Origin of the sequence: Streptomyces sp. NPDC048650 (assembly GCF_043199095.1) — a bacterium.
Classification (GTDB): Bacteria; Actinomycetota; Actinomycetes; order Streptomycetales; family Streptomycetaceae; genus Streptomyces.
Genome location: NZ_JBICVM010000001.1, coordinates 706,994 through 719,975 on the forward strand (window position 1 = coordinate 706,994; position 12,982 = coordinate 719,975).

A 12,982-nucleotide genomic window follows, 5' to 3' on the forward strand; every position below is an offset into this window, starting at 1 on the left:
TCTGCGCATGCCGCACCGACGCACCACCGAACTCGCCGCCATAGAGCTGGCGCTGATCGGCGTGTCCGTGCAGTGCGTGGCCGACATCGACTGTCGCTGAGGCCCACCCGGTTTTCGTCGAGGCGCCCGCCTCCGGACCGGGGCACTTCCCCCGTGCCACCGCGTAACGCTCCCTTCCTACGCGTCCGCAGGGGCGGCCTCGCGCAGCAACCGCGCCCTCGCGCAGCAACCGCGCCCTGCCTGCCGCCCGCTGCGGACGCCTCTCGCTGCGAAAGGCGACCCCACCATGTCCGAACCGGCCCGTCCCCAGACCCTGCCCCGCTCCCGCCGGCGGTCCGCCGCCCGTCGGGCGGCCGCCGCGGCCCTCGGCGTCGCCCTCGCCGGCGGCGCCGTCGCCTGCGGGCCCAAGGACGCCGGCGCCCGGAACGACGGAGCGCCGGCGAAGGGCGGCACGCTCACCGTCCTCAACTCCGAACCGCAGACCGACTTCGACCCCGCGCGGCTCTACACCTCCGGCGGCGGCAAGGTGCCCTCCCTGGTCTTCCGCACGCTCACCACCCGCAACCGGGAGAACGGCGCGGCCGGCGCCAAGGCCGTACCGGATCTCGCCACCGACACCGGACGCCCCAGCAAGAACGCCACGGTGTGGACCTACACCCTCAAGGACGGGCTGAAGTTCGAGGACGGCTCGCCCATCACCAGCGCCGACGTCAAGTACGGCATCGAGCGGTCCTTCGCCCCCGAACTCTCCGGCGGCGCCCCCTATCTGCGGGACTGGCTGGTCGGCGGCGACAGCTACCAGGGCCCGTACCAGGACAGGTCCGGGAAGGGGCTGGCGTCGATCGGGACGCCCGACCGCAGGACCCTCGTCTTCCATCTCCGCAAGCCCGAGGGCGAATTCCCGCTGCTGGCGACCCAGACCCAGTTCGCGCCGGTGCCGCGGAAGAAGGACACCGGAACGAAGTACGAGGAACACCCCGTCTCCTCGGGCCCGTACAAGGTCGTCAAGAACACCGGGGACGGCGAGCACCTCGTCCTGGCGCGCAATGCGCACTGGTCGCAGCCGACCGACCGGGAGCGGCACGCCTTCCCCGACACCATCGACGTGAAGTCGGGCCTCGACTCCGCCGTCATCAACCAGCGGCTGTCCACCGGATCGGGCGCCGACGCCGCCGCCGTCACCACCGACACCAACCTCGGCCCCGCCGAACTCGCCGAGATCGGCGGCGACCGGGAACTCGGGAAGCGGGTCGGCACCGGCCGCTTCGGCTACACCGACTACCTCGCCTTCAACCCCCGGGTGAAGCCCTTCGACGACCCGAAGGTGCGCCAGGCGATCGCCTACGCCGTCAACCGGCAGAGCGTGGTCAACGCGGCCGGCGGCTCCTCGCTCGCCGAACCCGCGACCACCTTCCTCCCGGACCAGAAGTCCTTCGGCTACGCACCGGCCGACCCCTTCCCGGCCGGGAGGACCGGAAGTCCGGCCAAGGCCAGGGAACTGCTCAAGCGGGCGGGCCACTCGCACGGGCTGACCATCACGCTCACCCACTCCACCGCCAGGAACTTCGCCACCAGCCCCGACGTCGCCACCGCCGTCCAGGAGGCGCTGAAGAAGGCCGGCATCACGGTCAAGCTCTCCGGCCTGGAGGACAACGACTACAAGGACAAGGTCCACAGCACCAAGGACGAGCCGGGGCTGTTCATCGGTGGCTGGGGCGCGGACTGGCCGTCCGGCGGGCCGTTCCTGGCACCGATCTTCGACGGGCGACAGATCGTCAAGGACGCCTCCAACTTCAATCACGCGCAGCTCGACGACCCGGCCGTCAACCACGAGATCGACCGGATCAATCAGCTGACCGACCTGACCGCGGCCGCCGAGAGGTGGGGCGCCCTGGACCGGAAGATCGGCGAGAAGGCGCTGTCCGTACCGCTCTTCCACCCCGTCTACAAGCGGCTCTACGGCAAGGACGTCAAGAACATCGTGATCAGCGACTGGGACGGCGTGCTCGACATCTCGCAGGTCGCAGTCAAGTGACGAACCCCCAAGAAAGCGGGGTGGGGCGGCGGTTGCGGGCCCGCCCGTCGGCCGTGGCGGCCGCCGTCGTCCTCGCGCTCCTCGCCCTGCTCGCCCTCGGCGCGCCGCTGCTGTCCGCGCTGGAGGGCCAGGACCCCACCACCTACCACGACGGCCTCATCGACTCGGCGCGCGGCGGGGTCCCCCTGGGCGCCTACGGCGGTATCGGCGCCGACCACTGGCTGGGCGTCGAACCGGGCACCGGCCGGGACCTCTTCGCCCGACTGCTGTACGGCGCCCGCGTCTCGCTGCTGGTCGCCCTCGGCGCCACCGCCGTCCAGGTCCTCATCGGCGTCGGGGTCGGCCTGGCCGCCGGCTTCGGCAGCCGTCTCGTCGACACCGTCCTCTCCCGCTTCACCGACGTCATGGTGGCGCTGCCGATGCTGGTCTTCGGCGTCGCGCTGACCGCCGTCGTCCCGGCCGACTTCCCCCGCCCGCTGCTGTTGGTCATCGTCATCGGGCTGCTCAACTGGGGCGGCACCTCGCGCATCGTGCGGGCCCAGACGCTGACCCTCAAGCGGCTCGACCACGTCGCGGCGGCCCGGCTGGGCGGCTCGCGGCCCTGGCGGGTGGCCCGGCGCGAGCTGCTGCCCGCGCTCGCCGCCCCGGTGATCACCTACGCCGCGATCCTGGTGCCGACGAACATGGTCGTCGAGGCCTCGCTCTCCTTCCTGGGCATCGGCGTGAAACCGCCCACCTCCTCCTGGGGGCAGATGTTGTCCACCGCCACGACCTGGTTCCGCGCCGACGCGATGTACGTCCTGCTGCCCGCGGCCTTCCTGCTCGTGACCGTGCTCGCCCTCACCGTGCTCGGCGACGCCGTCCGCGGCGCCCTCGATCCGCGTGAGCACTCCCGGTTGCGGATCGGCACCCGGGGCGGCTCCCGCGGCGCCGAGCCGGAAGGCGCCGCCGCATGACCGGCTACGCCCTGCGCCGACTGGGCGGCGCGCTGATCGTCCTCTTCCTGCTGTCCGCCCTGGTCTACCTGCTCTTCTACGTCGCACCCGGCGACCCCGCGAAGCTGGCCTGCGGACCCCGCTGCAACGCCGGACAGCTACGCCAGGTACGCGAGCAACTCGACCTGAACGAGCCCCTGCTGACGCAGTATCTGCACTTCCTCCAGGGCCTGGTCGCCGGCCGCGACTACTCCACCGGCACCGGCGTACTGCACTGCCACGCGCCCTGCTTCGGCCTCTCGTACCAGAACGACCGGCCGGTCACCGAGCTGCTCGCCGCCCGGCTGCCGGTCACCGCCTCGCTCGCGCTCGGGGCCATGGTGCTGTGGCTGCTGCTCGGTGTCGGTACCGGGCTGCTGTCCGCGCTGCGCCGCGACGGCGTCACCGAACGGGTGCTGACCGTGCTCACCCTCACCGGCACCGCCGTCCCGGTCTTCATCACCGGGCTGCTCCTGCTGATGGTCTTCTGCGCGTATCTGCAGTTGCTGCCGTTCCCCAGCTATGTGCCGCTGTCCGAGGACCCCGAGCAGTGGGCCTGGAACCTGCTGCTGCCCTGGACGGCGCTGGCCCTGCTCGAATCCGCCAAATACGCGCGGCTGACCCGCTCCTCGACGCTGGAGACGCTGGCCGAGGACCACATCCGCACCTTCCGGGCGTACGGCGTGCGCGAGCGGGCCGTCATCGGGCGGCACGCGCTGCGGGGCGCACTCCCGCCGGTCATCGCACTCAACGCCGTCGACCTGGGCACCATGTTCGGCGGCGCCATGCTCACCGAAACGCTGTTCGGCCTGCCGGGACTGGGCCAGCTGATGGTCCACTCGGTGCGGACCGTGGACCTGCCGGTGGTCGTGGGCGCGGTGCTGGGCATCGGCGCGGCCGTGGTCCTGGCAGGCGCCGTCGCGGATGTGCTGTACGCGCTCGCCGACCGAAGGGTGACCCTGACGTGACCGCCGCACTGGTCGAGGTCGCCGACCTCTCGATCACCTACCCCGAAGGCGGCGTACGCGCCGTCGACGGCCTCTCCTTCACCCTCGCCCCCGGTCGCGCCCTGGGCATCGTGGGGGAGTCCGGGTCCGGCAAGTCCACCGTGGCCGGCGCCCTGCTCGACCTCCACCGGGGCACCGGCGCGCAGGTGAGCGGCACGGTCCGGGTCGACGGCCTGGACGTGCTCGCCGCCCCCGAGTCGCACCTGCGCCGGCTGCGCGGCGGGACGGCCGCGATGATCTTCCAGGACCCGCTGTCGTCGCTGGACCCGTACTACGCCGTCGGCGACCAGATCGCCGAGGTCCACCGGGTGCACCGGCCCGACGTCTCCCGGCGCGCCGCCCGCGCCCGTGCGATCGAGGCGCTGGAGAGGGTCGGCATCGCGGACGCCGCCCGGCGCTCCCGCTCCCGGCCGCACGAGTTCAGCGGCGGGATGCGCCAGCGTGCGCTGATCGCGATGGCGCTGGCCTGCGAGCCCCGGCTGGTGATCGCGGACGAGCCGACCACCGCGCTGGACGTCACCGTCCAGGCCCAGATCCTGGACCTGCTGCACGAGCTGCGGAGCGAGCGGGGCATGGGACTGATCCTGGTCACCCACGACCTCGGCGTGGTCGCCGGGAGCGTCGACGAGGTGCTGGTGATGCGGGACGGGCGGGCCGTCGAACACGGGCCGGTGGCCGAGGTGCTGAGCGCGCCCCGCACGGCGTACACCAAGGAACTGCTGGCCGCGGTGCCCCGGGTGGACGCCGTACGGGAGCGGCCCGCCGGGCCCCGCACCGCGCCCACCGACCCGCCGCTGCTCGAAGCCACCGGGCTGCGGCGGGAGTTCGGGCGCCGCGGGGCGCGGACCACCGCCGTCGAGGACGTCTCGCTGACCGTACGGGCCGGGGAGACGCTCGGCCTGGTCGGTGAGTCCGGCAGCGGCAAGACCACGGTCGGCCGGATGCTGGTGCGCCTCCTCGACCCCACCGCCGGCACCCTGCGCTACCGCGGCCAGGACCTCGGCGCCATGGGCGAACGCGCCCTGCGGCCGCTCCGCGGCGAGCTGCAGATGGTCTTCCAGGACCCGGTGTCCTCCCTCAACCCGCGCCGCAGCATCGGCGAGTCGGTGGCCGAGCCGCTGCGCGCCGCCGGCGCCGGCGGCGACGCGGACATCGTGCGGCGGGCCCGGGAGTTGCTGGAGCGGGTCGGGCTGGATCCGGCGTGGTACCACCGCTATCCGCACGAGTTCAGCGGCGGCCAGCGCCAGCGGGTCGGGATCGCGCGGGCGCTGGCCCCCGCCCCCCGGCTGCTGGTCTGCGACGAACCGGTCTCCGCGCTGGACGTCACCACCCAGGCGCAGGTGCTGGAGCTCCTCGCCGGGCTGCGCCGGGAACTGGGCCTGTCGATGGTCTTCATCGCCCACGACCTGGCGGTCGTCCGGGCGGTCAGTGACCGGGTCGCGGTGCTGCGCGCCGGCCGGATCGTGGAGGAGGGTCCGGTCGACACCGTGTACGACCGGCCCGAACATCCTTACACCAAGGGGCTCCTGGCGGCCGTCCCGGTGCTGGATCCGCAGGTCGCCGCCGGCCGGCGGGCACTACGGGCTGTGGCCTAGCGATCACATAGCGCGCCGAAACGCCCCCGGGGGTGGAAAGTCACGCCCGTTCACCCCTTCCGGTGGCGCGATGGACAACCGTCCATCGCGCCACCGGCCCCTCTGCATAGCTTTTTCCTGCAGGTGACGGCCCGGCCGTCGCGCCAGGGACGCCGACAGAGAGAACGGGGGTGCACTCGTGCGCATCGCACTGATCACCGAGGGTGGCTATCCGTATGCGACAGGTGAGTCGCACGCGTGGTGCGACCGGCTCGTGCGCGGGCTCACCGGCCACGAATTCGCCGTCTACGCCCTGAGTACCGACGCCCGCCAGGAAGCCGCGGGCCCCTGCCCCCTCCCCGGCCACGCACAGCTGGCCCGCACCGCGCCCCTGTGGGGCCCGTTCCCCGGCGAACCCGGACGCGCCGGCGAGGAGCACCGCGGCCGCACCGTCGGCCGGCGTGAGCGCCGCCGCTTCGCCGAGCACTTCGGCGACCTGGCGGCGGCCTTCACCACACCCCCCGCCGAGGAGGGCCGGGCGGCCTCCGACGGTTCCAAGATCGACAAGGCGGACCGTTTCGCCGCCGGTCTCTACGGGCTCGCCGACCTCGCCCGCACCCACGCCGGGCTGCCCCAGCTGCTCCACTCCGAGGACGCCGTGCGCATCCTCGAAGCCGCCTGCCACGGCCCCCGCACCCTGCCCGCCGCGCACGGCGCCCAGGTGCGCGACCTGCTCGCCGTCACCGAGCAGCTCGCCCTGGCGCTGCGCCCCCTCTCGCTGGGCTGGTACGGCGGCACATCCCCCGGCCTGGAGGACGTCGACCTCTGCCACGCCACCTCCGCCGGCGCGGCCGCCCTCCCCGGGCTGCTGGCCAAACGCTTCTTCGGCACCCCGCTCCTGGTCACCGAATGCGGCGTACGGCTGCGCGAGCACTACCTCGCACGCGCCGCGGCACCCCTGACCGCTCCGGTGCGCGCCCTGCTCGCCGCCTTCCAGGGAGCGCTGGCCGCCGAGACCTACACCCAGGCGGCGCTGATCACCCCCGGCAGCACCCACGCCCGGCGCTGGCAGCTGCGCTGCGGCGCCGACCCCGCCCGGCTGCGCACGGTCCACCCCGGCATGGACGCGAGCCGCTTCGCCGCGGTCGCGGACGCCGCCGCCGACGACGCCAAGACCCTGGTGTGGGTCGGCGCCGTCGAACCGGACAAGGACATCATCGGCCTGCTCCACGCCTTCGCCGAGATCCGCAAGGCCGAGCCGGACGCCACCCTCCGGATCATCGGCGGTACCGGCCGCTCCCCCCAGGCCCCCGCCTACCACGCACACTGCCGGGCACTGGCCGCCCAGCTCTTCCCCGACGAGGCCGCCGACGACCGCACCGTCGGCGAGAGCCCGGTCAGCTTCGAGGAGATCGGCGGCCCCGAGGTGCCCACCCCGGAGGACGCGTACGCCGGCGGCGCCGTGCTGGTGCTGTCCAGCGTCGTCGAAGGATTCCCGCGCTCCCTGGTGGAGGCGATGTTCTGCGGCCGCGCCACGGTCTCGACGGACGCCGGCGCGGTCTGCGAAGTGATCGGCGGCACCGGCCTGGTGGTCCCGCCGCGCAACCCGCGCGCCCTGGCCGAGGCATGCCGGGCACTGCTGGGCGACCCCGACCGCAGGGCCCGGCTGGGCGCCGCGGCCCGCGCCCGCGCCCTCGAACTGTTCACCGTGGAGCAGAACGTCACGGCATTTCGTGGCATCTACCTGGAACTCATCTCACACACCCCGGGCCGCCCGGCCACCTCCGGCGCCGCGTACGCCCCCGGCGTGCCGCGACCGTTCGACCACCCCGCCGAATCCCACGTCCCCGGCCACTGGGCCGCCGCACCCCCGGGACGCACACCCAGCTGGGCGGCGGGGGACGACGACGGAGTGCTCGTCGACGCGGGCTGCGCCCCGTCCCCGGGAAGAGGAGAGCGATCATGACCGCGCCCACCGGCAAGGAAGCCGTCGCCCGCCCCGTACGCCGGGGCCCCGCCGACCCCGTGCGGGCCCTGATGCACCGCCACCGGGAGCTGTGCGCCCACGCCGTCGACCCGCTGGAGATCGCCGCCGGCCTGGAGGCGCACGGCGTCACCGACCGCACCGCCGCCCGCTTCCGCCACCGGGACGTCTTCTCGCTGGCCGAGGAGCTCTACGCCCGGGTGCCGCGCGCCGAGGCGGCGCCGGGCGCACCGGCCCCCGCCGGATCCGCCCCGCGCTCCCGCGGCGTGCGCGGAGCGCTCCAGCTGCTCCCCGGTGCGGTCTGCGCCGCCACCGCCGCCGCCCTCGCCGCCGCCGAAGGGGCGACTCCCGTGTTCCGCGCGGCGGTCACCGCCGCGGGCGCCGCCCTCGTCGCCCTCGCGCTGCGGCTGGCCGTACGCACCGGCCCGCTCCGGGCACGCCACCCGGGCCGCGGCGCCGCCGGCCTGTGGATCTGCTGGACCGCCGGCTACGCGGTCTACGGCGACTGGCTGCTGACCGAAGTCCTCGCCGGCGGACCCGATCTGCCCCCGCACCCCCGGGCCGCCGTCGCCACCACCGTGGCGCTGGCCTGCGCCGTCGCGCCCGCCGCCTGGTGCGCCCGCTGGTTCGCGATCCGCGGCCGGCGCGGCCTGGACGCCAGCCGCCAACTGACCGAACTCGCCTCCCGCGTCCGCCCGTTGATGCTCGGCGCCACCGCGCTCTTCCTCGTCGCCCTGGTGGCGCTGCTCACCGCCGCGGCCGCCCTCCTACCGGGTGCCGGACCCGCGGACCTGACCGCGGCCGCCGCTCTCGGAGCGCTGCTCTTCCTCGCCCGGCTGCTCGCCGTCCACGGCTTTCCCGAGGCCGCCGCGAGGGGCCTCGCCACGGCCGCCGTCCTGGAGGCGCTCGCCCCCGCCCTCCTGCTCACCGCCCGGCTCCCCGGCCTGGCACCGCTCGGCGCCCCGGTGGAGGCCCTGACCGGCGCCGCCGGCCCGGCCGTCGTACCCGCCGTCGCCTGCGCGGCGCCCGCACTCGGCCTCCTGGCGTACGGACTGCGGGCGCTGGCCGGCGCCTGGGCGCACTCGCCCTCCGCACCGGCGGAGGCGGGCCGGCCGTGACCCTCCGGATACCGGGCCCGCACCCCACACCCCCGCACCCCCCGCACCCCTAACCCCCGCACCCCTCACCCCCGCACCACGCCCGAAGCGGCACCCCGATACGGCCGCTTCGACCACTTCGCCGCGGACCCCACCCCCACGTGGCCCCCGCCCCCCGGGACGGACGCCGACCCCGCGGCCGAAGCCGACGCACTCGCCTCGCTTCCCTCGATTTCGCCTTAGGAGCACGACCATGAACGTCCACCCGACCACACGCCACGGGCACCGGGGGGCCGCACGATGAGGGTGCTGCTCATCGGCGCGAACGGCTACCTGGGCCGCTACGTCGCCGACCGCCTGCTCGCCGACCCGGCCGTCCAGCTCACCGCCCTCGGCCGCGGCGACGACGCCGACGTCCGCTTCGACCTGGCCACCGGCAGCCCCGGCGCGCTCACCCGCTTCCTCGACGCCGTCCACCCCGGCGTCGTCGTCAACTGCGCGGGCGCCACCCGCGGCGGCGCCCGCGAGCTGACCCGGCACAACACCGTCGCGGTCGCCACCATCTGCGAGTCCCTGCGGCGCAGCGGCTGCGGCGCCCGCCTCGTCCAGCTGGGCTGCGCCTCCGAATACGGGCCCTCCCAGCCCGGCTCCTCCACCGCCGAGGACGCGGTGCCGCGCCCCGGCGGCCCCTACGGCGTCAGCAAGCTCGCCGCCACCGAACTGGTCCTGGGCTCCGGCCTCGACGCCGTCGTCCTGCGGGTCTTCTCGCCGGTCGGCCCCGGCACCCCGGCCGGTTCCCCGCTCGGCCGGCTCGCCGAGGCGATGCGCCGCGCCATGCAGTCCGGCGACAGCGAACTCAAGCTCGGCGGGCTCGGCGTCCAGCGCGACTTCGTCGACGTACGGGACGTCGCCCGCGCCGTGCACGCGGCCTCGCTCTCCGCCGCGCAGGGCGTCGTCAACATCGGCACCGGCCGCGCCGTACGGCTGCGCGAGGCCGCCTCCGTCCTCGCCCGGGTCGCCGGATTCGGCGGCGCGCTGCACGAACTCGACTCGCCGCCCGCCCGACTGGTCATCCCCGCCCCCTCCGCCGGCCCCGACCACCCGGTGGGCCAGGCCCCCGCCACCTACCCGTACCCGGACGGCTGCGGCACCTGGCAGCAGGCGGACGTGCGCACCGCCCGCGACCGGCTCGGCTGGCGCCCGCGGATCGGCCTGGAGGAGTCCCTCGCCGACATCTGGATGGAGGCCGCATGTCGTATCTGACCACCCCGGCCGACCTCACCCGCGCCCCCACGGGGGCCACCCCCCTGGGCATCGGCATCCCCGGCTTCGCCCATCCGCTGCTCGCACCGACCGAATGGGGCGAACTGCTGCGCTGCGCACGGGGCTTCGTGCCCGGCGCCGCCACCGGGGGCGGCACCGGGCACCCGGCGCCCGTCCACTGGGTGGTGCTCGACGTCTCCAACGGGCCCGGCGCCCGCCCCGACCAGCACTGCATGCCCGCCGTCGCCCGGCTGCGGGAGGCCGGCGTCGCCGTGCTCGGCCACCTGGACCTGGGCCGCGGCGCCCGCCCTTTCGGCGAGCTGCTCTCCGACGCCCACCGCTTCCTGGAGTGGTACCGCGTCGACGGCTTCTGGCTGGACCGCTGTCCCACGGAACGGACACAGCTGGCCGAGACCCGGCGGATCGCCACCTGCCTGCGAACGCTGCGCGAGGACACCCGCCTCGTCTTCGGCCACGGCGCCCACCCGTTCCCCGGCTACGCCGAGTCCGCCGACCAGCTCGTCACCTTCGCCGGCTCCTGGGCCGACTACCGCTGGTCCCAGGTCGCCGAGTGGACCGCCGACTACCCGCCGGAGCGGTTCTGTCACCTCGTCCACGGCGTTCCCCGCACCCATCTGGAAGAGGCGCTGCGCATCGCCCGCTGGCAGGGCGCGGGCACCGTGTACTTCACCGACCGCCGGGCCGCCGCCGAGGCGGGGACGGCCGGCGACGCCTGGGAGTCGCTGCCCGGCTACTGGGACGAATTCGTCTCGCGCATCGGAACGGGTGTCTCGGAATGAAGTAGGGCGTGGCAGTGTTACGAGAGATGTTCCCCGCGCGAGCGGGGACGGTCCCCGTACCGAAATACCGGCCAACCCCATTGATGAGGTCTCCGTGTCGCTGCCACCCCTGGTCGAGCCCGCATCCGAGCTCACCGTGGACGAGGTCCGCAGGTACTCCCGCCACCTGATCATCCCCGATGTCGGGATGGACGGGCAGAAGCGGTTGAAGAACGCCAAGGTGCTGTGTGTCGGCGCCGGCGGCCTGGGCTCGCCCGCGCTGATGTACCTTGCCGCGGCCGGCGTCGGCACCCTGGGCATCGTGGAGTTCGACGAGGTCGACGAGTCGAACCTGCAGCGTCAGATCATCCACAGCCAGGCGGACATCGGCCGCTCCAAGGCCGCCTCCGCCAAGGACACCGTGCTGGGCATCAACCCGTACGTCACGGTCAACCTGCACGAAGAGCGCCTTGACTCCACGAACGTCATGGAGATCTTCGCCGAGTACGACCTGATCGTCGACGGCACGGACAACTTCGCCACCCGCTACCTGGTCAACGACGCCTGCGTGCTGCTGAACAAGCCGTACGTCTGGGGTTCGATCTACCGCTTCGACGGCCAGGCCTCGGTGTTCTGGTCCGAGCACGGCCCCTGCTACCGCTGCCTGTACCCGGAGCCCCCGCCGCCCGGCATGGTCCCCTCCTGCGCCGAGGGCGGCGTGCTGGGTGTGCTCTGCGCCTCCATCGGCTCCATCCAGGTCAACGAGGCCATCAAGCTGCTCGCGGGCATCGGTGACCCGCTGGTCGGCCGCCTGATGATCTACGACGCCCTGGAGATGACCTACCGCCAGGTCAAGGTCCGCAAGGACCCCGACTGCGCGGTCTGCGGCGAGAACGCGACGGTCACCGAGCTCATCGACTACGAAGCCTTCTGCGGCGTCGTCTCCGAGGAGGCCCAGGAGGCGGCGGCCGGCTCCACGATCACTCCCCAGCAGCTCAAGGAGTGGATCGACGCCGACGAGAAGATCGACATCATCGACGTCCGCGAGCCGAACGAGTACGAGATCGTCTCCATCCCCGGCGCCCGGCTGATCCCGAAGAACGAGTTCCTGATGGGCACCGCCCTCCAGGACCTCCCCCAGGACAAGAAGATCGTCCTGCACTGCAAGACGGGCGTCCGCTCGGCCGAGGTGCTGGCGGTCCTGAAGTCCGCGGGCTTCGCCGACGCCGTCCACGTCGGCGGCGGCGTCATCGGCTGGGTCAACACGGTCGAGCCGGAGAAGCCGATCTACTGATCACAGTCGGGTCGGTGGGCCGCGACGAAGCGTCGCGGCCCACCGACACGCTGAGCAGTGCGGTCGTCGGGAAGGCCGGCCACCCGGGGTGACCCGCCTTCCCAGCACACGGGCGGTGCAGAGGGAGGGGACTCAGGTGCCCTGAAGGACCGATTGCACCACGAGGCACAGTGCCAACGAACCCGCGGCGCCCGCCCCACCCCAGGTGGCGAGGCGCTGCCGGTCGTTCCGCTGGCCGTACATCCTGACGGCCAAGCCGGCGTACATGGCGACCAGGTTGAGTACGGCCAGCCACACCCGCGTCCCGGTGGTGACGGCGAGATACACGATCCCCCAGGGCACCAGGAGAGCCAGCCCGAACAGGATGTGTGTGAAGCTCGCGCTCTCCCGGCGCATCATCTCGTCCACGGGGCGGAGCGGTTCAAGATCCGGCAGTTCGGGACTCACAAGGATTCCTTCCACGACGTCCACAGATGTTCCACGCGCCTGCACCCGCACCTGGCGTCCGGAAGCAGGAGCTACCGGCACGACACATGGTGATCGCCCGAACCCTATCCCCCGTGAGGAACGCCCGTCAGTACGCGCTCCACCCGCCGCCGCTGTGATGGCCTCTGTGCCCCGACTGCGGCCGCGCGGCTTCTCGGCGCTCCTGGTCGATCTCTTCTTGCTGTTGCCGAATGAAGCTCGCTCCCTCCCGCTCCGCTTCCATCTTCTCGGCCTCCGACATCTCGTCCCATTTCTGCTGGAACTTGCCGATGCCTGCCGCGAGTTCCTCCTGGTAGGCGCCGACGGTCACAGCTTCGCGCAGACCGATGCGTCCCGACAGGACCTCCTTGGCCATCTCGCCGAGCACATCGCCGCCCTTGCCCTCGGCGAGTCCTTCCAGTTGCTTCCGCAACAGCCGCGCGAGAGCGGGGTCTCGCGCGATGTCCATGAATTCCTCGTCGCCGACTCGGGGTTCGTCGTCCCGTGATC

Annotated in this window: 12 protein-coding genes; 10 read left to right on the forward strand and 2 right to left on the reverse strand. The window is 73.5% G+C overall.

The features are described 5' to 3' along the window. Window positions 1-7 precede the first annotated feature (7 nt). The 10 genes from ACGFML_RS03275 to moeZ all read left to right on the forward strand — a co-directional run bounded on the left by ACGFML_RS03275 (window position 8) and on the right by moeZ (window position 12,007). A complete protein-coding gene (locus tag ACGFML_RS03275; protein ID WP_393539410.1) occupies window positions 8-100 on the forward strand; it encodes an Ms4533A family Cys-rich leader peptide in 93 nt (30 codons plus the stop codon). Between the two features lie 186 nt (window positions 101-286). Further along, entirely contained in the window at window positions 287-2,035 is a 1,749-nt protein-coding gene (locus ACGFML_RS03280; protein ID WP_393539412.1) for an ABC transporter substrate-binding protein, read from the forward strand. Next, window positions 2,032-2,991, forward strand: coding sequence for an ABC transporter permease (locus tag ACGFML_RS03285; RefSeq protein ID WP_393539414.1), 960 nt, complete (start codon window positions 2,032-2,034; stop codon window positions 2,989-2,991). Before ACGFML_RS03280 ends, ACGFML_RS03285 begins: the two co-directional genes overlap by 4 nt. After that, on the forward strand, window positions 2,988-3,977 hold the full coding sequence (locus ACGFML_RS03290) for an ABC transporter permease (RefSeq protein ID WP_393539416.1): 990 nt from the start codon (window positions 2,988-2,990) through the stop codon (window positions 3,975-3,977). Before ACGFML_RS03285 ends, ACGFML_RS03290 begins: the two co-directional genes overlap by 4 nt. Then, window positions 3,974-5,611 (forward strand): dipeptide ABC transporter ATP-binding protein, encoded by a 1,638-nt coding sequence (locus ACGFML_RS03295; protein WP_393539418.1) that lies wholly within the window; start codon window positions 3,974-3,976, stop codon window positions 5,609-5,611. The genes ACGFML_RS03290 and ACGFML_RS03295 overlap by 4 nt, the downstream gene beginning before the upstream one ends. A 178-nt stretch (window positions 5,612-5,789) precedes the next feature. Next, a complete protein-coding gene (locus ACGFML_RS03300; protein WP_393539420.1) occupies window positions 5,790-7,556 on the forward strand; it encodes a DUF3492 domain-containing protein in 1,767 nt (588 codons plus the stop codon). Further along, entirely contained in the window at window positions 7,553-8,692 is a 1,140-nt protein-coding gene (locus tag ACGFML_RS03305) for a hypothetical protein (RefSeq protein ID WP_393539422.1), read from the forward strand. Before ACGFML_RS03300 ends, ACGFML_RS03305 begins: the two co-directional genes overlap by 4 nt. Window positions 8,693-8,971: 279 nt before the next feature. Further along, on the forward strand, window positions 8,972-9,934 hold the full coding sequence (locus ACGFML_RS03310) for an NAD-dependent epimerase/dehydratase family protein (RefSeq protein WP_393539424.1): 963 nt from the start codon (window positions 8,972-8,974) through the stop codon (window positions 9,932-9,934). Then, complete coding sequence (locus ACGFML_RS03315; RefSeq protein WP_393539427.1) at window positions 9,922-10,734, forward strand: spherulation-specific family 4 protein; 813 nt, start codon at window positions 9,922-9,924, stop codon at window positions 10,732-10,734. Before ACGFML_RS03310 ends, ACGFML_RS03315 begins: the two co-directional genes overlap by 13 nt. A gap of 94 nt (window positions 10,735-10,828) precedes the next feature. Further along, window positions 10,829-12,007 carry an adenylyltransferase/sulfurtransferase MoeZ gene (moeZ, locus tag ACGFML_RS03320; protein ID WP_393539429.1) on the forward strand — a complete coding sequence of 393 codons (1,179 nt, stop codon included), beginning with the start codon at window positions 10,829-10,831 and terminating at the stop codon, window positions 12,005-12,007. A 132-nt stretch (window positions 12,008-12,139) separates the two neighbouring features. Here the strand turns inward: moeZ and ACGFML_RS03325 are convergent, their stop codons facing one another. Both ACGFML_RS03325 and ACGFML_RS03330 read right to left on the reverse strand, forming a co-directional pair. Next, on the reverse strand, window positions 12,140-12,454 hold the full coding sequence (locus ACGFML_RS03325) for a hypothetical protein (protein ID WP_393539431.1): 315 nt from the start codon (window positions 12,452-12,454) through the stop codon (window positions 12,140-12,142). A 127-nt stretch (window positions 12,455-12,581) separates the two neighbouring features. Next, complete coding sequence (locus tag ACGFML_RS03330; RefSeq protein ID WP_393539433.1) at window positions 12,582-12,941, reverse strand: hypothetical protein; 360 nt, start codon at window positions 12,939-12,941, stop codon at window positions 12,582-12,584. Window positions 12,942-12,982 lie beyond the last annotated feature (41 nt).

Excerpts from the sequence above, each read along its gene's own strand:
- ACGFML_RS03275 (WP_393539410.1), top strand. The coding sequence starts at position 8 with ATGCCGCACCGACGCACCACCGAACTCGCCGCCATAGAGCTGGCGCTG.
- ACGFML_RS03280 (WP_393539412.1), top strand. The coding sequence starts at position 287 with ATGTCCGAACCGGCCCGTCCCCAGACCCTGCCCCGCTCCCGCCGGCGG.
- ACGFML_RS03290 (WP_393539416.1), top strand. The coding sequence starts at position 2,988 with ATGACCGGCTACGCCCTGCGCCGACTGGGCGGCGCGCTGATCGTCCTC.
- ACGFML_RS03305 (WP_393539422.1), top strand. The coding sequence starts at position 7,553 with ATGACCGCGCCCACCGGCAAGGAAGCCGTCGCCCGCCCCGTACGCCGG.
- ACGFML_RS03310 (WP_393539424.1), top strand. The coding sequence starts at position 8,972 with ATGAGGGTGCTGCTCATCGGCGCGAACGGCTACCTGGGCCGCTACGTC.
- ACGFML_RS03315 (WP_393539427.1), top strand. The coding sequence starts at position 9,922 with ATGTCGTATCTGACCACCCCGGCCGACCTCACCCGCGCCCCCACGGGG.
- ACGFML_RS03330 (WP_393539433.1), bottom strand. The coding sequence starts at position 12,941 with ATGGACATCGCGCGAGACCCCGCTCTCGCGCGGCTGTTGCGGAAGCAA.